This is a genomic window from Lentzea sp. DG1S-22 (genome assembly GCF_036321065.1).
GTDB lineage: Bacteria > Actinomycetota > Actinomycetes > Mycobacteriales > Pseudonocardiaceae > Lentzea > Lentzea jiangxiensis.
Map to the genome: position 1 here is coordinate 8,292,495 of NZ_CP143276.1, position 20,999 is coordinate 8,313,493.

Consider the following 20,999-nt stretch of genomic DNA (forward strand, 5'->3'; position numbering starts at 1 on the left):
ACGAGGGGTGAAATGATCGTCACCATGACCGGTGTCCGTGAGCTCCGCCTGGTCGTCACCGCCGACGACTACGAAGAAGCCCTGCGTTTCTACCGAGACGTCCTCGGCCTCGAGCAACGGGCGGCGTTCGCGTCCGAGGGCGGCCGGGTCACGATCCTCGAGGCCGGCCGGGCCACGCTCGAGATCACCGATCCGCCGCACGCCGAGTTCATCGACTCCGTCGAGGTGGGCAGGCGCGTCGCCGGGCACATCCGCGTGGCGTTCGAGGTGACCGACGCCGAAGGGGTGACCCGCACGCTGGAGGCGGCCGGGGCCGAGGTGGTCGCGGAACCCACGCGCACGCCGTGGAACTCGCTCAACGCCAGGCTGCGAGCGCCCGCCGGGCTGCAGCTGACGCTGTTCGAGGAGCTGGGCGAGTAGATGACGATCTCCGCTGCCGGGTACCGCGACCTCGCGAACCGGGACGTGCTGGCGTGCGCCGTGGTGACGGTCGCCGCGAAGCTGCCGATGTCGATGACGCCGCTGATGATGGTGTTCCTGACCAGGGGACTGCCCGGCGGGTACGTGCTGGCGGCGTCGCTCGTCGCGGTCTACGTGCTGGGGGAGGTCCTCGGCGCCGCGCTGCTCGGGTTGTTCCTCGACCCGTCCCGGATGCGCGGGCAGCTCTCGGTCGGGCTGGTCGTCGGGGCGGCGGCGTTCACGACGCTGGCGCTGACCCAGAACGTGACGGTGCTGGCGATCGCGGCGTTCGTCGCGGGCGCCGGTCCGTCGACGACGCCCGGCGGGCTGCGGGCGATGCTGCTCGGACTGGTGCCGGACTCCCTGGTGCCCAAGGCGATGGGCTTCGACGCCATGATCACGCAGGTGGTGTGGGCGGTGGCGCCCGCACTGGTCACCGTGCTGGCGTTGAGCGTCGACCACCGCGCGCCGGTCGTGGTGTCGGTCAGCCTCGTCGTCGTGGCGGCGTGGCTCGTGTTCATCCTGCCGCGCGGGCACGTGACGTCGCGGTCCGGCACGGCGAAGGTGCGCGTGGTCGCGTCGGCGTGGCCGATCTACCTCGTCAGCGCGGCGGCTCTGGCGCAGCTCGCGGTGGCGGAGCTGGTGCTGCCCGCGTTGCTGGAGCACCGGGGGATCGGCATCGGCTGGACCGGGCCGCTGCTCACCGGGTTCGCGGCGTGCAGCGCGCTGGGCGCGGTGCTGTACGGGCTCAAGCCGTGGCCCGGCACGTTCCGCACGCAGGGGCTGGTGCTGCTCGTCGTGACGGCGACCTGCGTCGGCGCGCTGGCGCTCTTCCCGAACCTGCCGGGCATCGCGGGCGCGCTGCTCGCGGCCGGGCTGTTCCAGTCCGGTGTGCTGGTGACCCGGAGCCTCGCGCTGCGCGAACGGCTCCCGATCGGCGCGCACGCGGCAGGGTTCTCGATGATGTACGCGGTGACCGGCGCGGGCTACGGCCTCACGGCGGTCGTCGCCGCGTGGGCGATGGACGTCGGCTCGCCGGTCTGGGCGGTGTTCGGCGGCGTCGCCGTCACCCTGGTCCTGACAGCGATCAGCGCGGCTGCCGAACGCCGGCAGCCGCGCTGATCTGGGTGGGAACTCCTACCCGCGGTAGAAGTTGCCCTGGGTCTGCACGTTCAGCTCGTCCGTGCGGAACAGCTTCGCGACGAACGTGCGCGGGTCGCGCATGTCGATGACGTCGAAGCCGCGGCCCATCTCCGAGGAGTAGATGTAGCCGTTGTACCAGTAGGTCGACCACGTGCCGCCGGTCACGCCGTTCGGCATCGCGCCACGCTCGAAGAAGCCGATCTCACGCGGCTTGTTCGAGTTGGTGAAGTCCCACACCGAGATGCCGCCCTGGTACCAGGACTGCACCATGATGTCCTTGCCGGGCACCGGGATCAGCGAACCGTTGTGCGCGACGCAGTTCTCCGTGTCGCCCTGCATGCGCGGGATCTTGTAGTAGGACTTGAACACCAGCTTGCGGTCCTTGCCCTTGCCCACGATGTCGTAGATGCCGTTGGCACCGCGCGTCGGACCGATCTTCTCGTTGCAGGTCGCGGCGCCACCGCCACCGAGCTCGTCGGTGAAGACGACCTTGGCGCCGTTGTTGTTGAAGGTGGCCGAGTGCCAGAACGCGAAGTTCGCGTCGTCCTGCACGCGGTTGATCTCGACCAGGTTCTCCCGGTCGGAGATGTCCCACAGGACGCCGTCACCCATGCAGGCGCCGGCCGCGAGGTCGATCTGCGGGTACACGGTGATGTCGTGGCAACCGGAGGTCGCGCTGACGTAGCCGGTCTCGATGGTGCCGGTGCGGCCCTGGTTGCCACCGTCCGGGAACACCACGGGCGCCTTGAGCAGCGAGGCCTGGGCCGGGTTCTTCACCGGGACCTTGACGATCGAGATCTTGTCGTGCGGCGGCTGGCAGTCCGGGAACGTGGCGTTGGGCGAGTACGACGAGACGTAGAGGTACACGTCCTTCTTGTTCTTGCCCGGGACCAGCGTGTGGGTGTGCGAGCCGCAGGCGGTCTCGACGGCCGCGACGTACTTGGGGGCGGCCTTGTCGCTGATGTCGAAGACCTTGATGCCCTCCCACGACTCCTTGATCGTCGCGGACTGGGACACGCTGGTGCACGAGTTGTCGCTGCGCGACGAGTCGGTCGACAGGAACAGCAGGTTCCCGTACACCGAGATGTCGTTCTGCGAGCCCGGGCACAGGACCTGCGACTTGATCGTCGGCTTCTTCGGGTTGCGGATGTCGTAGATGACGAAGCCGTCGTAGTTGCCGACGAACGCGTAGTTGTCCTGGAACGCGATGTCGGTCTGCGTCGAGCTGAGCGGAGCCTGCTTGTCCAGGTGCGCGACCGGGACCATGTTGCGGCTGCGCGAGATCTCGTCGGCGCCGGGGAGACCGTCGACCGCTTCCGCCTGCGCTTCGAGCTGTGCCTCGGTCAGCCCCTTGCCGTCGGCGGGCAGGTCGGGCTCGGCGAGCGCGGGCGCGGTCAACGTCGACAGCGTCAGCGCGAGCGCCCCCAGAACCGCCAACGGCGCTCTGCGCCGCCGGGTCGTTGCGCGTGAAGTCACTGCTGTACCCCCTCGGTACGGGTTGGTGGAGGGGAGTATGACCCCTTCGCCTTGCTAAGGGCCAGCATCTTTCGGAGGGATCTGAACTTTGTCCGCACGAGGGAGACCGGACAACGGAGTCGATCACCTGTTCGACCGGGTCGTGCCCGGGAGTGCCCGTTCGCGGGCGGGCGAACTGTATTGTCCGGGCATGCGCTCTCCGGTTCTGGTCGTCGTGGCGGCGTTCGCCCTGCTGGCAGGCTGTTCGTCGGAGCCCGCCGCGGCTCCGGTCATCGCACCGGACACACCCGGGGGGTCGGCGCCGACCGTCGCGCCCTCGGACGTGAGCGCCAGGGTCGCGCCGCCGCCGAACGACGCCGACCGCCAGTACGTGGCGATGATGATCGCCCACCACGAGCAGGCGCTCGCGATGACCAGGTTCGCGCCCGACCGCGCCGAGAACGCGACCGTGAAGGGCCTCGCGGACCGCATCCGGTTCAGCCAGGAACCCGAGATCGGCGCCATGAAGCAGTGGCAGCGCACGTTCAACGCGATCGGCACGCACGGCGACCACTCGTCGATGCCGGGCATGGCCACCCAGGACCAGCTCAACGCCCTCGGCGCGGCGCGGGGCAAGGACTTCGACCGGATGTTCCTGGAGCTGATGGTCAAACACCACGAGGGTGCGATCAAGATGGCGACGGACGTGCGCGGGGCGGGCACCAACGTCCAGGTCGAGGAGATGGCGGACGACGTGGTGGCCACGCAGTCCGACGAGATCAACCGGATGAAGGCGCTGCTGGCGACCCTGTGAGCCGGGCGCGGGCCTTCGCGGCGTCGGCGTGGCCCAGGCGTTCGCAGATCTCGAGCGCCTGCTCCCACGCCTGCCGCGCTTCGCGGGTCTCGCCGGTCGCGGCGTGGGTGTCGCCGAGGTTCACGAGCGTGGTGGCGATCTCCAGCTCTTCGCCGATGGCGGTGAACACCTCCAGCGACTCGCGGTAGTGCGCGATCGCGCCGGCGAAGTCGCCGACGTGGTGCAGGTTGTAGGCGATGCTGTCGAGGGTGCTCGCCTCGCCGAGCCGGTCGCCGCACTCGCGCAGCAACGGCAGCGCCGCGCGGCAGTGGTCGAGGGCCTTCGCCCGGTCGCCGAGCCTGCCGACGTACCAGCCGACCTGGTTCATCGAGCCGCCCAGACCGGAGACGTCGCCCGCGCGTGCGCTCAGCTCGACGGCACGTTCGGCGTGGTGCAGCGCGCCCACCAGATCGCCCTTGGTCTCCCGGTAGAACGCGTAGTTGCGGTGCACGCGGATCTGCCCGTCGAGGTTGCCCGTGCGTTCGTTGAGGCGCATCGCCTCGATGAGGTGCGACTCGGCGGCGGCCAGGTCGTCGAGCCGGTGTTCGACGTGGGCGAGCAACTGGTGCAGCAGCGCCTGGGCCCGCTCGTCCCGCAGGCGTCGCGCCGGCTCCAGCGCGCCGTGCAGCAGAACCGCCGAGCGGTGCCAGCGGCCGGTGATGTCCATGAAGTTGCTCACGCACCAGATGAGCTGCCAGGCGTGCCGGTCGAACCCCGTCACCACCGCGAGCTCGCACAGCGTGGTCACCACGTCGACCTCGGCCTCGAACCACCGCCGTGCCCCTTCGTGGCCGTGCACGGTTTCGGCGACGACTCCGCCGGCGGGCACGCCGGTGTCGACCGAGGTGAGGAACCGGTGCAGCTCGACGGCGGCCGTGGCGCCGCTGTGCAGGTAGTGGTCGAGCAGCCGCCGCAACGCCTCGCGGCCTTCGGCTTCACCGACCAGGTCGCGGGCGTGTGCGCGGACCAGGTCGTGCAGGACGAAGCGGTCGCCGGCCTCGGTGACCAGGTTGGCGGCGACGAGCTCGGCGAGCGCGGGCGTCGTGCCCGCGAGGCTCCTGGCGGCCGCCGCCGACACGTCCGGTCCGGGGTGGACACCCAGCAGTCGGAAGAGGCGTTGCGCCGCAGGCGAAAGGCGTTGGTAGGACCAGTCGAACACCGAGCGGACGCTCGTCGTCTCCTCGCCGGTGTCGAGGAAGTCGAGCACGTCGTCGTCCGCGAAGTCGTCGGCCAGCGCCGTGAGCGAGTGCTGCGGGTGGGCGCGGGCGGCCACGATCGCGAGGGCGAGGGGGAGTCCGCCGCAGCGTGCGGCGAGCCGGGAGAGCGCCTCGGGCTCGGAGGTGGCGCGGGCGCCGATGCGGTGGGCGAGAACCTCTTGCGCCTCCGACTGGTCCATCACGTCGATGCGCACTCTCGTGATGCCGTCGAGGTCGTCCATGCGGTTGCGGCTGGTGATGACGACGCGGCAGGCCGGGTCGTCCGGCAGCAGCGGGCGGACCTGGTCGGCGTCGCGGGCGTTGTCGAGCAGGAGCAGCATGTTCTTGCCGCGCAACAACCTCCGGTACAGCCGCGCCTGTTCGTGGGTGTCCGCGGGCAGGTTCTCCGGTGGCACGCCGAGTGCGCCGAGGAAGCTCCGGATGGTCTCCTCGGGCCGTGCGGGTGCCGTGGGGTCGAAACCGCGCAGGTTCACGTGCAGCTGCCCGGCGGGGAAGTGGGTCTCGTTCGCCCACCGCAGCGCGAGGGTGGTCTTGCCGGCGCCGCCGACACCGCTGAGCAGGGTGACCGGGCCGCAGTGGCGCAGCGCGGCCAGTTCGCGGTCACGACCGGCGAACTGGGCCGGCGGGGCGGGGATCTGGCGCGGCACCGGGACGAGCGCTTCGACGGCCCGGCGTTCGCGGCTGAGGTCTTCCGCGACCGCCCGGACCACGTCGATGCCCTCGAACGGGTCTCCGCGCCAGAGCGCGAGGGCCTCGGCGTACCGGCTCTGGGCGCGCAGCGAGCGGAAGTCGAGCAGGTCGGAGTCGGTGACGTGCGCGAGGTAGCCGCTCTCGTGGGTGCGGATCAGGTCCACCCCGCCCAGCGCGCGCCGCAGTCTGCTGATGGCGGTGCGCAGGGCGCGGGTGTCGCCCAGCTCGTGCAGCGGGACGACCTCGTTCGCGCGGGCGACGAGGATCGCCAGCAGGTCCCTGCCCCGGCCTGCGGGCAGCGCGATCGGCCTGCCGCCCACCTCGGCCGCGAGCGGGCCGAGCACCAGGAAGCGGACGTCCCCCACGCGGGGGAGTATCGCCTACACCTCGGCGCGCTGCTGCGGCAGCACCAGGTCCTCGGCGTGCTGGAACGTCTCGACGGCGTTGCCCGTGACGTGCCGCGCGATGCCGCGGTTGCGCTTGTGCGCCTCGCGGAACGAGTCGGACGCGACCCAGGCGCGGAAGTGCTCCTCGGACTCGAACTCGTTGACCGACACGTACGGCTGGTCGTCCTTCGTGGGCTTGAGCAGCGTGCTGCGCAGCAGGCCGGGGACGCCGGGCAGGTACGTGCGCATGTTGTCGCGGAAGTGGGCCTCGAACTCCTCTGCCCGGTCGGCAGGGACGAACAGGCGGTTCGTCGCGATGAACATGGGGCCCTCCTGATTCCGACGCTGTGTCGGGAACTATTCCAACTCCCCGTCGGGAAATCAAGCGCGATACGATTCCGGTGTGCCGAGGATCAGCGCAGACACCGTGGCGGAGCACCGCGCCAACCGGTTGCGCGCCCTGCTGGACGCGGGGCGGGACATCGTGGCGACCGGGGGTGCGGAGGCGCTGACGCTCGCGTCGCTCGCCCGGCGCGTGGGCCTGTCGCGGCCGAGCCTCTACGAGTACTTCCGCTCGCGCGAGGAACTGGTCGCGGCGATCGTGTCGGACGCGCTGCCGGAGTGGGCGGACAAGCTGGAGGACGCGGTCAACGGGGCCTCGTCCGTGCCGGACAAGATCGAGGCGTACCTGCGCGCGGAGCTCGCGATCATCACCGACGGCAGCCACGGGGCCGTGGTGGCCCTGTCCGCGCACGCGCTGCCGGACTCGTCGCGCGAGCAGATCAGGGCCGAGCACGAACGGTTGCTGGCACCGCTGGTCGGTGTCTTCACGACGGCCGGTGTGCAGCGCGCGCACCTGCGGGCGATGCTCGTGCACGCGATGGTCGAGGCGACGTCGCGGATGATCACGCCGGGGCGCACCGAGCACAACGAAGCCGTCATCCAGACGTTGCTCGACCAGGTGGTGCACGGGCTGGACAAGCCCATCAGCTGAAGGGCACCACCTCGCCGTGGCGCACCAGTTCGCCGTAGTGCCGCGGTTCGGGCGGGTTCAGGGCGAGGTCCAGCACCGCGGTCGCGGCCTGGTCCGGGGTCGGGGCGGTGCTGACGTCCCACCACAGCGCGGAAGTCGGCGTGTTGATCATTCCTGGGCACACGGCGGCGATCAGGATGCCCCTCTCGAGGTCCGCGTCTCGCCGTTGGGCGGCCAGGATGCGCACGGCGGCAACTTGGCCGATCTTCGACGGGATGTTCACGAAGCCCGGCCACGCCCCGGTGCGCCGGTCCGCGACCTCGTCACGCCAGCGAGCGACCTGCTCGTCGATTTCGTCCAAAGTGGATGGAGCGGTGAACCTCCGGTGCAGCACCGGGGCCAGGTGGTGCAGGGTGCCGAGCGAGCTGGCGACGACGAGCAGCTTCCCGCCGTCGTTCAGCAACGGGGCGAACGCCCGCAGAAGCCTTGTGGTGCCGTGGTTGTTGACCTGGACGTACTCGTCGATGAACGCCCGCGGGTCGTCGTCGGGGCCGATGAGCATCACGGCGTTGCCGATCACGACGTCGATCCCGCCGTGCCGCCGCGCGATCTGCTCGGCGAGTTCCCGCGCCGCGCCGGGGTCGGCGACGTCGAACAGCGCGCCGCGAACCTCGGCTCCACCCGCGGGCGCGGCCTCGGCGGCGGTCGCCACGCGGCTCGCGTCGCGGCCGGTGAGGTAGACGGTGTCCGACGGCCCCAGACGCCGCGCGAGCCCGTGGGCCAGCGCGAGTCCGAGCCCCTGCGTGGCTCCGGTGACCAGTGCGACCGCCACGGGTCAGGCCTTCGCGAGGAGGGTCTCGAAGCGCGCCCACGGGCGGGCGGCGGTGCTGGTGGATTCGAACTCTGTTGCGATCATGCCTCCACGCTAGGGTCGCCGGGGGTATGCGGGTAGCGAGAGTTGCTCAAGCCGGGTATGCGGAGATGTCATGGCCTTCACGGATGCGTCGCTGGTCGCCCTGAGGGTGTTCCGCGAGGTGGCGGAGCGCGGCACGCTGACCGCGGCAGCGACGGCGCTGGGGTACACGCAGTCGGCGGTCTCGCGGCAGGTCGCGGCGCTGGAGCGGGCGGCGGGCGTGGAGCTGCTGGAAAGGCGGCACGACGGCGTGCGGCTCACCGCCGCCGGGCGGCTCGTGCTGCGGCGGGCGGCGGTCGTCGTCGACGAGATCGACGCGGGGACCCGTGAGCTCGCGGGGCTGCCGGACGACGAGAGCACGGTCCGGCTCGGCTGGTTCGCGACGGCGGGCGCGTGGCTGGTCCCCCAGGCGCTGATGGCGCTCGGACGGACGCATCCGTCGATCACCGTCATCACGCGCGAGGGGAACACACCGGCGCTGGTGCGCGCGCTGCGTGCGGGCACGTTGGACGTCGCACTCATCGCGTCGGCACCGCCGTTCCGCGCGCCTGACGACGAGACGCCCGCGCTGGAGGTCGACACCCTGGTCGAACGCAGCCTGCGCGTGGCTGTCCCGGCCGGGCACCCGTTGTCGCGCAACGACTACATCGACGTCGAGGACCTGCGGGGCCAGCGGTGGATCTCCGGACCCGGCGACCCCTGGGTGATGGGGGTGTGGCCGGGGCTGGACGAACGGCCGGTCGTCGCGCACACCGCCCGCGACTGGCTGGCGAAGCTGCAGCTCGTCGCGGCCGGGTTCGGCATCACCACGATCCCCGCGTCACTGGTCGCCGTCGCGCCCGCCGGTGTGCGGGTCCTGCCGGTGCGGGGCGGGCCCGCCGAGCAGCGCCGCGTGCTGCTCGCCCGCCTGCCCGGACCGCTGCCCGAACCGGTCGCGCGTCTGGCCGCCGCCCTGCGCGCCGTCGTCGTGGAGACCGGGTAGCGGCATCAACCGATCGGTTGACCCAGGTGGGACTCGTCGTTCGATGATCCGGCGCCGTCGTTCCGGCGAGGCTTGGCGCATGGCAATCATCGAAGTGCGCGACCTCGGGAAGCGCTACGGGCCCCGCGTCGCGGTGGACTCGGTGTCGTTCGAGGTGGCCGAGGGGGAGATCTTCGGCGTCCTGGGGCCGAACGGGGCGGGCAAGACGACGACGGTCGAGTGCGTGGCGGGGCTGCGGACGCCGGACCGGGGCAGCGTCGCGGTGCTGGGGAAGCGGCCGGCCGACGTGCGGGCCGCGATCGGCGTGCAGCTGCAGGCCTCCGAGCTGCCCGAACGGATGCGGGTCGGCGAGGCGCTGTCGCTGTTCTCGTCGTTCTACCCGTCACCGGTCAACTGGTCCGGGCGGCTGGGGCTCACCGAGCACCTGAAGGCGGAGTTCGGGCAGCTGTCCGGCGGGTTGAAGCAGCGGCTGTCGATCGCGCTGGCCCTGATCGGGTCGCCGCGGGTCGCGGTCCTGGACGAGCTGACGACCGGGCTGGACCCGCGGGCGCGCCGCGACACGTGGTCGGTGATCGAGGAGGTGCGGGCGGCCGGCGTGACGATCCTGCTGGTCACGCACTTCATGGAGGAGGCGGAGCGGCTCTGCGACCGGGTGGCGGTGTTCCGCGACGGGCGGATCGTCGCGCTGGACACGCCCTCCGCGCTGGTGTCGCGCGTGGACTGTGCGGCGCGGGTGCGGTTCGTGCCGTCGGACTCCCTGGACCTGTCCGCGCTGCGGGCGCTGCCGGAGGTCACCGAGGTGACGTCGGTGGGCGAGCAGCTCGTCGTCAGCGGTTCGCAGGACCTGCTGCACGCGGTGACTTCCTTCCTGGCGCGCAAGCACGTCGTGGCGCGCCATCTGCGCGTCGACCAGCTCTCGCTGGACGACGCCTACGTCGAGCTGACCGGGGGTAGCGGTGCTGAAGATCGTTGAGGTGGAGGCGCGGCTGTTCCTCCGCGACCGGCTGAACTCGTTGTTCGCCGTGGTGTTCCCGAGCGTGCTCCTGCTCGTGCTGGGGGCGGTTCCGGCGTTGCGGACGCCCGCTCCGGAGTTCGGCGGCCTGCGGTTCATCGACGGGTACCTGTCGTCGCTGGTCGTGTTCACGCTGGGGTTCATCGGGTTGCAGCGCGTGCCGGCGGTCGTGGCGACCTACCGGGAGAAGGGTGTGCTGCGGCGGCTGTCGACCACTCCCATGAGCCCGGCGCGGTTGCTCGTGGGCCAGATGGTGGTCAACTTCGCCGCGGTGATCTTGTCGGTGCTGCTGACTATCGTGGTGGCGTACGTCGTTTTCGGCGTCGACCTGCCTCACCACCCCCTGGGCCTGGCGTGTGCCCTGGTGCTGGGAGGCGCCGGGACGTTCGCGCTGGGCCTGGTGATCGCCGCTCTGGCCCCCACCGCGCGGGCGGCCGGCGGCTGGGCGGCGGCGGTGTTCATGCTGCTGATGTTCCTCGGTGGCGTGTACCTGCCGCGGTTCATGCTGCCCACAGCGATCCAGGCGATCGGCTCGTACACGCCTCCCGGTGTGGAGGCGCTGCACCAGGCGTGGCTCGGCACCGCGCCGGACTGGAGGCATCTCGCGATCATGGGGCTTGTGAGCCTCGTGGCGGGTACCGTCGCGGCCAGAACGTTCCGCTGGGAGTAGCTCGTGGACATGGCCGCGCTGGACAGGTGGGAGCGCAGACTCACCTCGATCGCCCACGTGATCCCGTACTTCGTGCTGACCGTGACCACCGTGGTGTACTCGATCTTCACCACGCACCCGGCCTCGGAGCGCTGGTTCACCTATGGCGTCGTGGCGTTCGGTTACGCGTGGATGGTGTGGTGGTTCACGCTGCATCCCGCGTGGCACAAGCGCACGGAGCTCATGGCCGTGTTCATCGGTGGCATGGTCGTGTTCTACGCGGTGCTGGGCCTGCGCGATCACTGGTTCGGCGCGGTGTCGTTCGCGGTCTACCTCTTCGCGAGCGAGGTCCTGCGCGGCCGCTGGATGTTCTTCGTCGTGGCGATCACCGCCGCGCTGGCGACGCTGTCGTTGTTCGGCGGCTACCCGCCCGAGGGCGCGGAGGCGGCCTTCTGGCTGCTGCTGCTCATCTTCGTGGTGGTGGCGTGCACGTTCACGTACGTCGGCCACGTGACGACCGAGCAGTCCCGCCTGCGCAAGGAACTGCTGGAGGAGAACGAGGGCCTGCACGCCCAGCTCCTCGTGCAGGCGCACGAGGCGGGTGTGCAGGACGAACGCCACCGCCTGGCCGGGGAGATCCACGACACCCTGGCCCAGGGCCTGGCGGGCATCATCACGCAGCTGTCGGCGGCCACCCCCGCCGACTGGGAGCGCCGCGTGGCGGTGGCCACCGGCCTGGCCCGCACGAACCTGACCGAGGCCCGCCGCTCGGTGCACGCCCTGCGCCCGCCGGCCCTCGACTCCGCCGCGCTGCACGAGGCGCTGGACGAGGTGGCCGCGGGCTGGTCGGCGCTGAACGGCGTCCCGGTGTCGGTGACGCTGACCGGCTCCGTGCGCGAAACGCACCCGGAGGTGGAGGTCGCGCTGCTGCGCACGGCGCAGGAAGCCCTCGCCAACGTGGCGAAGCACGCCTCGGCCTCGCGGGTGGGGCTGACCCTGTCCTACATGGAGGACGTGGTGACGCTCGACGTGCGCGACGACGGCGTGGGGTTCGACCTCACCGTGCCGTCGCCGGGCTTCGGGCTGCCCGCGATGAGGCACCGGGTGCACCGGCTGTCGGGGGCGTTGTTCGTGGAGTCGGAGCCCGGGGCGGGGACGGCGATCTCGGCTCGGGTGCCGGCGTGAGGTGGTGGATGGGGTGGTGGATGGGGTGGTGCGCTGTGAGTGGCTGGCTGGAGTGCGTCGTGCGGGGGAGTGATCGCTCGAGGTGCGCGTCGGGTGCGGCTGGGCGCTTCGGGGTGGTCGCGTGATCCGGCTGGTCATCGTCGACGACCACCCGGTCGTCAGGGACGGTCTGCGCGGCATGCTCTCGTCGGGCGACTTCGAGGTGGTGGGCGAGGCGGCCTCGGGGGACGAGGCGGTCGCCGTCGTCACGGCCGTGTCGCCGGACGTGGTGCTCATGGACCTGCGCATGCCGGGCTCGGACGGCGTGTCGGCGATCGAACGGCTGCGCGGCCACCCGTGCCGCGTCCTGGTGCTCACCACCTACGACACGGACCGCGACGTGCTGCCGGCCATCAAGGCGGGCGCCACCGGTTACCTGTTGAAGGACACGCCTCGCGATGAGCTGCAGCGCGCGATCCGTGCGGCGCACTCGGGCGAGGCCGTGCTGTCGCCCGCGGTGGCCACGAGGCTGCTGGGGCAGGTGCGGGAGCCCGCGCTGGAGCCGTTGTCGGCGCGCGAGCTCGACGTGCTCGCACTGGTGGCGAAGGGGACCACGAACCGGGCGGTGGCGGCGGCGCTGTTCATCAGCGAGGCGACGGTGAAGACGCACCTGCTGCACGTCTACGCGAAGCTGGGCGTCTCGGACCGGGCGGCGGCCGTCGCGGTGGCGTACGAGCGCGGGCTGCTCAAGGTGGGGCGGGAGAGCTGAGGGCGCCGGAGAGGCGGCCGGCCCGCACGGGTGCCGGCCTGCGCGTCGTCTGCTGCGCGGGGCTGAGGGACCCCCGCGGCGGGACCACTTCGGGTGGTCCCGCCGCTGCGGCAACTCCCCCTTGCCGGTGGCACCCCCCCGATGCCACTTCCCTCACCCCTCGTGATGTAGGAACGCGCGCCAGTCCCCGAGATACGAGATGTCCCGGATGTCACCCGATCGGAGCAACGGTTCGACCACCGCGTCGCGCAGCACGGTGGCCAGGGCGGCGCTGCCGTCCTCCAGTTCGATGACGCCGATCTCCAGTTCGGCGGGCTCGGCGGGGACGAGGTGGTCGCGCAGGACCTTCAGCGGCAGGTCGTAGAGCTCACCCACCACCGAGGCCGAGCCCGACTCGTGCATCGCGGGGAACTGGTCCCGCACCGAGAAGTACCGGTACTTCGGCGCACTGCGCGCCCGGCACACCATCGGAGTGCCCTGCAGCTGCGGGTGCAGCGGTCCGCCCCTCATGCCGCCGCCGTTGAGGAAGATCAGTGCCATGGCTCTCCAGGGTCCGGTGGATGGGGGAGGACAGGTCCGACAGCGGCAGGCCCGTACCGCCGTGCCGCAGGGCCACCAGCTCGGCGGCGATGGAGACGGCGGTCTCGGCCGGGCTGCGGCCGCCGAGGTCGAGGCCGATGGGCGAACGGAGCCGGGCCAGTGCGGCCTCGGGAACGCCTTCGGCACGCAGGTGGGCCAGGCGCTCGGCGTGCGTGCGGCGGGAACCCAGCGCGCCCACGAACGCCAGCGGGCGGGACAGGGCCTCCACGAGCACCGGGACGTCGAACTTCGGGTCGTGGGTCAGCACGACGACGGCGGTGGAGGCGTCGGTGTGGGTGGCGGCGAGGTAGCGGTGCGGCCAGTCGACGACGACCGAGTGCGCCGCGGGGAAGCGTTCGGGCGTCGCGAAAACGGGGCGCGCGTCGCACACCGTCACGTGGTAGCCGAGGAAACGGCCCACTTCGGCGACGGCGGCGGCGTGGTCGATGGCGCCGAACACCAGCAGGCGCGGAGGCGGTGTCCACGACTCGGTGAACACCCGGCCCTCCGCCTCGAAGCGGACCGAGACCGGGTGCCCGGCGACGGAGGCCTCGAGAGCCGCGCGCAACGACGGCGTGTCGCGCTGCACCAGCACGTCCAGCGACCCGCCGCAGGTCAGGCCGACGGCGAACGCGGTGTCGTCGGAGTAGCCGAACGTCGCCAGAACGGGCTCGGACGTCGACAGCACCTGGCACGCGAGGTCGTACACCTCGGCCTCCACGCACCCGCCGGACACGCTGCCGGCCACCTGGCCCGACGGGCCCACGGCCATCGCGGCGCCGACCGGCCGGGGCGCGCTGCCGCGCACAGCCACCACCGAGGCGACCGCGAACCGGTCCCACGACAGCAAAGTCGAAGCGAGGTCACGCATCGAGCCCTCCTCGGAACGGGGGCCCGGCCGGGTGGCCGCCGGCCGGGCCACGCGGTCACCTGCCGCTGATCAGGTCCACGCCGAAGTACACGGCGAACATCAGCGCGAGGCCGGTCATCAGCCAGCCGGGCCAGCGGCCCTTGCAGACGCGCAGCACGACGTAGGACACGAGGCCCGCGCCGATGCCGTTGGTGATGGAGTAGGTGAACGGGATGATGGCGATGGTCAGGAAGACGGGGATCGTGTAGTCCGTTTCCTGCCAAGGGATCCGGCGGATCTGGGTCATCATCAGGCCGCCGATCACCACCAGCGCCGGAGCCGCGGCCTGGGCGGGCACGACCGTCGCGAGTGGTGTGAAGAGCAGCGCCACCAGGAACAGCCCGCCGGTCACCACCGAGGCCAGGCCGGTCCGGGCGCCTTCGCCGACGCCCGCGGCCGACTCCAGGAACACGGTGTTCGGGGCGGACCCCGTGACGCCGCCGGCGATCGCGCCGGCGCCGTCGACCACGAGGATCCGGCCCATGCCCTCGACCTTGCCGTCCCTGGTCAGGCCCGCCTCGTCGGACACCGACGTGATCGTGCCCATGGCGTCGAAGAACCCGGACAGCACCAGCGTGAACAGGAAGACCGTCGCCGCGACCACGCCCGCCGACACGAAGCCGCCGAACAGGTCCACGCGCCCGAGGAGACCGAAGTCCGGTGAGCTGACGACCGAAGACGGCAGGGTCGGCGTCACGAGGCCCCAGCCGGAGACGTCGAACACCGCGTTCACGACGACCGCGACGGCCGTGGCCCCGACGATGCTGATCAGCACGGCACCCGGCACCCCGCGCGCCATCAGGACGATCATCAGCAGCAGGCCGAGGCAGAAGATCGCGATCGGCCAGCCGCTCAGGTGGCCGTCCACGCCCATCCGCACCGGCACCGCCGACCCGGCGGCGTCCGGCGTGCGCGTCACGAAACCGGCGGAGACCAGGCCCACCAGCGCGATGTAGAGCCCGATGCCGACGGTGATCGCGATCTTCAACGGCTCCGGGATCGCGGTGATGATCCGCTCGCGGACCCCGGAAGCGGCCATGACCACGATGCAGACGCCTTCCAGCACCACCAGCCCGAAGGCCTGCGCCCACGTCATGGCCGGCGCCATCTGGAACGCCACCACGCCGTTGACGCCGAGGCCCGCCGCCATCGCGAGCGGCGCGTTGCCGACCAGTCCCATGAGGACGGTCATGACGCCCGCGGCCAGCGCGGTCGCCGTGGTGATCTCGGCGGTGGTGAGCTCGGCGCCGGTGATGTCGGCGGACGCGCCGAGGATCAGCGGGTTCAGCAGCACGATGTACGACATCGCGACGAACGTCGTGATGCCACCGCGGACCTCACGGCCCAGGGAGCTGCCACGTTCGGTGATGCGGAAGAAGTGGTCGAGGACCGACGCCGGTTGTCGGCTCCGCAACTGTGTCATGGAGGACGGCCTTTCCCATGCCGGTGGGCGCGTTCCAACGCCGGAACGCGTTGGTGCGATGCAGCTCCGGTCAGCCAGTCGGGCTTGTGGCCTCTAGTAGTCGATACGGTTCGCGAGGGACGTCCACGCGGTGAACGGGGTGTTGTCCTCGCCGGTGGAGATCCGGTGCACGGGCAGGTCCCACTCGTCGCGGGGCCTGCTGAACAGCTCGTAGAACTCCCGGTCGTCGAAACCGGCCGCCGCCGCGTCGTGGCGGTCGGCGGCGTACACGACCTCGTCCACGCGCGCCCACAGCGCGGCGGACAGGCACAGGGGGCACGGCTCGCACGAGGAGATCAGCGTGCAGCCGGCCAGCTTGAAGTCGCCGAGCGCCCGGCAGGCGGCGCGGATCGCGACCACCTCGGCGTGCGCGGTGGGGTCGAGCGTCGGCGTCACCTGGTTCACACCGGTGGCGATCACCTCGCCGTCCCGGACGATCATCGCGCCGAACGGGCCGCCCCCGGAGGCCACGTTGCGGGTGGCCAGGTCGATGGTGGCGAGCAGATGTGCGTTCACAGCAGGGAGCTCCAGGAGGATCAGGTACCGGTGAGGTGTTCCGGGCGGACCGGGACGCGGGTGAGCGCCAGGCCGGTCGCCGCGCGGATCGCCGCCACGATCGCCGGGGTCGACGAGATGGTGGGTGGTTCGCCGACGCCGCGGATGCCGTACGGGGCGTGGGGGTCGGCGAGCTCGAGCACGTCGATGCTCATCGGCGGCATGTCGAGCACGGTCGGGATGAGGTAGTCGGTGAACGACGGGTTGCGCACCTTGCCGCCGGAGGTCTGGATCTCCTCCATCACCGCGAGGCCGAGGCCCTGGGCGGAGCCGCCCTGGATCTGGCCCACCACGGCCTGCGGGTTCAGCGCCTTGCCCACGTCCTGCGCGCAGTCCAGCGCCACGACGCGCACCAGGCCGAGGTCGACGTCCACGTCGACGACCGCGCGGTGGGCCGCGAAGCCGTACTGGACGTGCGCGTTGCCCTGCCCCGTCTCGGGGTCGATGGCCTCGGTCGCGCGGTGGCGCCACTCGGTGGTCTCGTCGATCACCTCGTCGCCGATGTCGGTGCGGCCGTCCAGGCGTGCCTTGACCAGCGCGCACGCGGCCTTCACCGCGCCACCGGTCACGTACGTCTGGCGCGAGGCCGAGGTCGAACCGCCGTTGCCGATCGTCGTGTCCATCGGCAGGACGGTGACGCGCTCGATGCCGAGCTCGGTCCGCACGATCTGCTGCATGATCGTCACCAGGCCCTGGCCGACCTCGCACGCGGCGGTGTGCACCGCGGCGGCCAGCTCGCCGTTGACCATCGAGACGCGCACCCGAGCGGTCGAGTAGTCGTCGTAGCCCTCGGAGAAGCAGATGTTCTTGATGCCGACCGCGTACCCGACACCGCGGACGACGCCCTCGCCGTGCGTCGTGTTCGAGACGCCACCGGGCAGCTCGCGGATGTCGGTCGAGGTGCCGGCGGGCAACGGCTTGTCCTGCACCAGCTTCAGCAGCTGCGCGACGGGCGCGGCCGAGTCGACCACCTGCCCGGTCGGCATCGTGGAGCCCTCGGTCATGGCGTTGCGGATCCGCACGTCGACGGGGGACATGCCCAGCGCCTCCGCCAGCTTGTCCATCTGGGACTCGTAGGCGAAACCCGCCTGCACAGCGCCGAATCCGCGCATCGCGCCGCACGGCGGGTTGTTCGTGTAGACGCCGTACGCGTCGACCGTGACGTTGTCGACCTCGTACGGACCGACACCCAGCGTCGCCGCGTTGGCCACGACAGCGGGAGTCGAAGAGGCGTAAGCGCCGCCGTCGAGGTACATCTTCGCCCGGACGTAGACGAGCTTGCCGCTGCGGTCGGCGCCGTGCTCGTAGTAGAGCACCGCCGGGTGCCGGTGCACGTGGCCGTAGAACGACTCCTCGCGGTTGTAGACCATCTTCACCGGCTTGCCGGTGTGCAGGGCCAGCAGGCACGCGTGCACCTGCATCGACAGGTCCTCGCGACCGCCGAACGCGCCGCCGACACCGGACAGCGTCAGCCGCACCCGCTCCTGCGGCAACCCCAGCGCCGCCGCGATCTGGTCGCGGTCGACGTGCAGCCACTGCGTCGCGATGTAGAGGTCCACCGAGCCGTCGGTCGCGGGCACCGCGAGCCCGGACTCCGGCCCGAGGAACGCCTGGTCCTGCATGCCGACCTCGTAGCGCCCGCTCACGACGACCTCGGCCGTGACGTCCTGCGAGCCCCGCCGGATCGGCACGTGCCGCACGAGGTTGCCGCCGGGGTGCAACGGCGTGTCGTCCACGGCCGTCTCCATGTCCACCACGGGTTCCAGCACGTCGTACGTCACGACGATCTTCTTCATCGCCCGCAGCGCGGTCTCGGGGTGGTCGGCGCCGACCAGCGCGACCGGTTCGCCCTGGTAGCGCACGACGTCCACGGCCAGCACCGGCTGGTCCTTGTGCTCCAGGCCGTACAGGTTGCGGCCGGGCACGTCCGAGTGCGTCAGCACCGCGTGCACACCCGGCACCTTCAACGCCTCGGTGATGTCCACCGACGTGATGCGGGCGTACGGGTGCGGCGAGCGCAGGGTCGCGCCCCAGATCATGTCCTCGTGCCACAGGTCGGAGGCGTAGGCGAACTCTCCGCGCACCTTCAGGTTGCCGTCCGGGCGCTGTGGTGACGTCCCGATGCCGCCCGAGACAGCGGACGTGAGCTCGGTGGGGGTGAGGGTCATCGCACAGCCTCCTGGAGCTTGGCACTGGCGGCGGAGAGGTCGCGCGCCAGCTCGTCGGTCGAGGCCGTCAGCAGGACTCCGTCCCGCACCACGACCTCACCGCCCACGACCAGCAGTTTCAGCGGCGGGGGAGTGCCGAGGACGAGTGCCGCCACCGGGTCCGCGATGCCCGCGTGGTCCAGGCCCGACAGGTCCCACACGGCGAGGTCCGCGACCTTGCCCGGCTCGATCGAGCCCAGCGAGTCCGCGCGGCCCAGCACCCGCGCGCCGCCCATCGTCCCCATCCACAACGCCTCGCGGGCGTTCATCGCGGCCGGTCCGCCGCGCTGACGTGCCTGGTGGAGCGCCGATCGCAGCTCGACGACCAGCCCGCCGTCCTCGTTGGACGCGGCGCCGTCGACACCGAGGCCGACCGGTGCGCCGGCGTCCAGCAGGTCGCGGACCGGCGCGATCCCGGTGCCCAGCCGTCCGTTGGACGTCGGGCAGTGCGCCGACCCGGTCGACGTGGCCCCGAGCCGCTTCACCGCGTCGGAGTTCAGGTGCACGGTGTGCGCGAGCCACACGTCCGGGCCCAGCCAGCCCAGTTGCTCGGCGTACTCGGTCGGCGTGCAGCCGTTCTCGGCCAGGCACTGCTCTTCCTCGTCCTTCGTCTCGGCGAGGTGCGTGTGCAGGCGGACGCCGTGCCGCCGCGCGAGAGAGGCCGCACCGGTCATCAGCTCCTTCGACACCGAGAACGGCGAACAGGGGCCGACGGCGACGCGGACCAGGGCGTCGTCCGCGGTCGAGTGGTGGTCGCCGATGGCCCGCTCGGTCGCGATCAGCGCGGCCTCGGTCTCCTCCACGAGGTTGTCCGGCGGCAGCCCGCCCTGGGACCGGCCGCGGTCCATCGACCCGCGGACCGCCTCCAGCCGGATCCCGATCCGCCGCCCCGCCGACACGAGCGCGTCGAACACGTCACCGCCGCCGGAGGGGAAGACGTAGTGGTGGTCGGCGGCGAGCGTGCAGCCCGTCAACGCCAGCTTGGCCAGGCCCGCGGACGCCGCCGCGTGCGTCACGGTGTCGTCGAGCCCGCGCCACACCGGGTAGAGGGTGGTCAGCCACTCGAACAGCGTGGCGTCGGTCGCGAGCCCGCGCGTCGCCCACTGGTAGAGGTGGTGGTGGGTGTTGATCAGGCCCGGGGTGACGAGGCACGACGACGCGTCGACGTACGTGTGCGCCTCGGAGGGCCGTGGGGCGGGACCAGAAGCGACGGAGGAGATCCGCCCGTTCTCGACCACCACGTGCCCGGACGCGTGCTCGGTCCCAGCCTCGTCCACAGTGGACACCGCACAGCGGTCGAGGACGATCATCGGCGCGACGCCGCCAGTCGCACGGCGTCCAGGATCTTCTCGTACCCGGTGCAGCGGCACAGGTTCCCGGCGAGCGCCTCGCGGATCTCCGGGTCGGACGGGTTCGGCACGCGGTCGAGCAGGTCGTGCGCCTGGACGACGAGACCGGGCGTGCAGAAGCCGCACTGCACCGCGCCCGCCTCGACGAACGCCTCCTGCACGGGGTCGAGCCGGTCGCCCTCGGCGAGCCCCTCGACCGTGCGCACCTCGCGGTCCTGCGCCTGCCCGGCCGCGACCAGGCACGCGCACACCGGCACGTTGTCGAGGTAGACCGTGCACGAACCGCACTCGCCCTGCTCGCAGGCGTTCTTCGACCCCGGCAGCCCGAGCCGTTCGCGCAGCACGAACAGCAGCGACTCGCCCTCCCACACGTCGTCGGCCTGGCGTTGCTCGCCGTTGACCGTCACGTTCACGCGCATGCCCGCTCCCCGTCGAGAAGTTCCTGCCAGGCCCAGCCCAGCGTCCTGCGTGCCATCACTGCCAAGGCGTGCTTGCGGTACGCCGCCGAGCCGCGCACGTCGTCGATCGGCGACGCGGCCCGCGAGACCAGTTCCCCGAACTCGCGCTTCACCGAGTCCAGCAACGGCTTCGGGTCGCGGAAGTCCAGCGCCGACGCCAGGAACTGCTCCGCCTCCGGCGCCCGCCGCGGCGTCGGCGCGGCCGACCCGACCGCCGCGCCGACGCGGTTCTCCCGCGGGAACAGCGAGATCGCGAACGAGCACACCGCGATCACCATGGCGTTGCGCGTGCCGACCTTCGAGAACTGCTGCGGCCCCTCGGCAGGCGTGAGGTGCACCGCCACGATCAGTTCGTCCTGCTCCAGGGCGTTGCGCTTCACGCCCAGGTAGAACTCGGCGGCCGGGATCATCCGCGTGCCGCGCACGGAGGCCACCTCGATGACCGCGTCCGACGCCAGCAGCACCGGGTGCGTGTCCCCGGCGGGGGAGGCGGCACCCAGGTTGCCGCCGACCGTGCCGCGGTTGCGGATCTGCGGCGACCCGACCGTGCGCGAGGCCATCGCGAGGCCGGGCAGCTGCGCGCCGAGCTCGTCGATGATGCGCACGTACGGCACGCCGGCACCGATCCGCAGCCCGTCGGACCACCGCCGCAGCTCGGGGACGCGGGTCAGGTCGAGCAGCGCGGCGGGCCTGCGGTGGTCGAAGTTCAGCTCCACCATCACGTCGGTGCCGCCGGCGATCGGCACGGCGTCCGGCCGCGAGGCCTTGAGCTCCAACGCCTCCGCGAGCGTCTCCGGTCGAAGGAAGTCCATCG

General features: G+C 71.7%; 21 protein-coding genes. 9 read left to right on the forward strand and 12 right to left on the reverse strand.

Annotated features, from left to right (window positions below):
* The first annotated feature begins 24 nt into the window (after nt 1-24).
* Both V1227_RS39560 and V1227_RS39565 read left to right on the forward strand, forming a co-directional pair.
* Nucleotides 25-420: a VOC family protein gene (locus V1227_RS39560; RefSeq protein WP_090103362.1), complete on the forward strand. Its 396-nt coding sequence runs from the start codon at nt 25-27 to the stop codon at nt 418-420.
* Nucleotides 421-1,581: an MFS transporter gene (locus tag V1227_RS39565; protein WP_329790185.1), complete on the forward strand. Its 1,161-nt coding sequence runs from the start codon at nt 421-423 to the stop codon at nt 1,579-1,581.
* A 15-nt stretch (nt 1,582-1,596) separates the two neighbouring features.
* Here the strand turns inward: V1227_RS39565 and V1227_RS39570 are convergent, their stop codons facing one another.
* The gene (locus V1227_RS39570) at nt 1,597-2,868 is read right to left on the reverse strand and encodes an LVIVD repeat-containing protein (RefSeq protein WP_329794219.1); all 1,272 of its coding nucleotides are present in this window, start codon (nt 2,866-2,868) and stop codon (nt 1,597-1,599) included.
* Between the two features lie 400 nt (nt 2,869-3,268).
* Between V1227_RS39570 and V1227_RS39575 the strand changes: the two genes are divergently transcribed.
* Nucleotides 3,269-3,871, forward strand: a complete 603-nt coding sequence (locus tag V1227_RS39575; RefSeq protein WP_329790186.1) for a DUF305 domain-containing protein — start codon at nt 3,269-3,271, stop codon at nt 3,869-3,871.
* On the opposite strand, the gene V1227_RS39580 is transcribed toward V1227_RS39575, so the two are convergent.
* Nucleotides 3,837-6,182, reverse strand: coding sequence for an ATP-binding protein (locus V1227_RS39580; protein WP_329790187.1), 2,346 nt, complete (start codon nt 6,180-6,182; stop codon nt 3,837-3,839). The genes V1227_RS39575 and V1227_RS39580 overlap by 35 nt on opposite strands.
* A gap of 15 nt (nt 6,183-6,197) precedes the next feature.
* Nucleotides 6,198-6,527, reverse strand: a complete 330-nt coding sequence (locus V1227_RS39585) for an antibiotic biosynthesis monooxygenase family protein (protein WP_090103257.1) — start codon at nt 6,525-6,527, stop codon at nt 6,198-6,200.
* Nucleotides 6,528-6,606: 79 nt separating this feature from the next.
* Here V1227_RS39585 and V1227_RS39590 point away from each other — a divergent pair, with 79 nt between their 5' ends.
* Nucleotides 6,607-7,197: a TetR/AcrR family transcriptional regulator gene (locus V1227_RS39590; protein ID WP_236217300.1), complete on the forward strand. Its 591-nt coding sequence runs from the start codon at nt 6,607-6,609 to the stop codon at nt 7,195-7,197.
* Here V1227_RS39590 and V1227_RS39595 read toward each other — a convergent pair.
* Nucleotides 7,190-8,008: an SDR family NAD(P)-dependent oxidoreductase gene (locus tag V1227_RS39595; RefSeq protein WP_329790188.1), complete on the reverse strand. Its 819-nt coding sequence runs from the start codon at nt 8,006-8,008 to the stop codon at nt 7,190-7,192. The genes V1227_RS39590 and V1227_RS39595 overlap by 8 nt on opposite strands.
* Nucleotides 8,009-8,162: 154 nt before the next feature.
* Here V1227_RS39595 and V1227_RS39600 point away from each other — a divergent pair, with 154 nt between their 5' ends.
* The 5 genes from V1227_RS39600 (at nt 8,163) to V1227_RS39620 (ending at nt 12,665) form a co-directional block, all read left to right on the forward strand.
* Nucleotides 8,163-9,071 (forward strand): LysR family transcriptional regulator, encoded by a 909-nt coding sequence (locus V1227_RS39600; RefSeq protein ID WP_329790189.1) that lies wholly within the window; start codon nt 8,163-8,165, stop codon nt 9,069-9,071.
* A 79-nt stretch (nt 9,072-9,150) separates the two neighbouring features.
* Nucleotides 9,151-10,044, forward strand: coding sequence for an ABC transporter ATP-binding protein (locus tag V1227_RS39605; protein WP_329790190.1), 894 nt, complete (start codon nt 9,151-9,153; stop codon nt 10,042-10,044).
* Complete coding sequence (locus tag V1227_RS39610) at nt 10,028-10,753, forward strand: ABC transporter permease (RefSeq protein ID WP_329790191.1); 726 nt, start codon at nt 10,028-10,030, stop codon at nt 10,751-10,753. Before V1227_RS39605 ends, V1227_RS39610 begins: the two co-directional genes overlap by 17 nt.
* Nucleotides 10,754-10,762: 9 nt before the next feature.
* On the forward strand, nt 10,763-11,917 hold the full coding sequence (locus V1227_RS39615; protein ID WP_236217751.1) for a sensor histidine kinase: 1,155 nt from the start codon (nt 10,763-10,765) through the stop codon (nt 11,915-11,917).
* 121 nt (nt 11,918-12,038) lie between these two features.
* Nucleotides 12,039-12,665 (forward strand): response regulator transcription factor, encoded by a 627-nt coding sequence (locus tag V1227_RS39620; RefSeq protein WP_329790192.1) that lies wholly within the window; start codon nt 12,039-12,041, stop codon nt 12,663-12,665.
* 153 nt (nt 12,666-12,818) lie between these two features.
* Here V1227_RS39620 and V1227_RS39625 read toward each other — a convergent pair whose 3' ends face one another.
* From V1227_RS39625 to V1227_RS39660, 8 genes are all read right to left on the reverse strand, one after another.
* Nucleotides 12,819-13,148: an allophanate hydrolase-related protein gene (locus tag V1227_RS39625; RefSeq protein ID WP_442916569.1), complete on the reverse strand. Its 330-nt coding sequence runs from the start codon at nt 13,146-13,148 to the stop codon at nt 12,819-12,821.
* Nucleotides 13,033-14,115, reverse strand: coding sequence for an XdhC family protein (locus V1227_RS39630; RefSeq protein WP_442916424.1), 1,083 nt, complete (start codon nt 14,113-14,115; stop codon nt 13,033-13,035). The genes V1227_RS39625 and V1227_RS39630 overlap by 116 nt, the downstream gene beginning before the upstream one ends.
* Before the next feature lie 55 nt (nt 14,116-14,170).
* A complete protein-coding gene (locus V1227_RS39635) occupies nt 14,171-15,577 on the reverse strand; it encodes an NCS2 family permease (RefSeq protein ID WP_329790194.1) in 1,407 nt (468 codons plus the stop codon).
* A gap of 93 nt (nt 15,578-15,670) precedes the next feature.
* The gene (locus tag V1227_RS39640) at nt 15,671-16,132 is read right to left on the reverse strand and encodes a nucleoside deaminase (RefSeq protein WP_329790195.1); all 462 of its coding nucleotides are present in this window, start codon (nt 16,130-16,132) and stop codon (nt 15,671-15,673) included.
* A 20-nt stretch (nt 16,133-16,152) separates the two neighbouring features.
* Entirely contained in the window at nt 16,153-18,339 is a 2,187-nt protein-coding gene (locus V1227_RS39645) for a molybdopterin cofactor-binding domain-containing protein (protein ID WP_329790196.1), read from the reverse strand.
* A complete protein-coding gene (locus V1227_RS39650; protein WP_329790197.1) occupies nt 18,336-19,688 on the reverse strand; it encodes an 8-oxoguanine deaminase in 1,353 nt (450 codons plus the stop codon). Before V1227_RS39650 ends, V1227_RS39645 begins: the two co-directional genes overlap by 4 nt.
* Nucleotides 19,685-20,146: a (2Fe-2S)-binding protein gene (locus V1227_RS39655; RefSeq protein WP_236217277.1), complete on the reverse strand. Its 462-nt coding sequence runs from the start codon at nt 20,144-20,146 to the stop codon at nt 19,685-19,687. The genes V1227_RS39650 and V1227_RS39655 overlap by 4 nt, the downstream gene beginning before the upstream one ends.
* Nucleotides 20,137-20,997: an FAD binding domain-containing protein gene (locus V1227_RS39660; RefSeq protein ID WP_329790198.1), complete on the reverse strand. Its 861-nt coding sequence runs from the start codon at nt 20,995-20,997 to the stop codon at nt 20,137-20,139. The genes V1227_RS39655 and V1227_RS39660 overlap by 10 nt, the downstream gene beginning before the upstream one ends.
* Between the last annotated feature and the right edge of the window lie 2 nt (nt 20,998-20,999).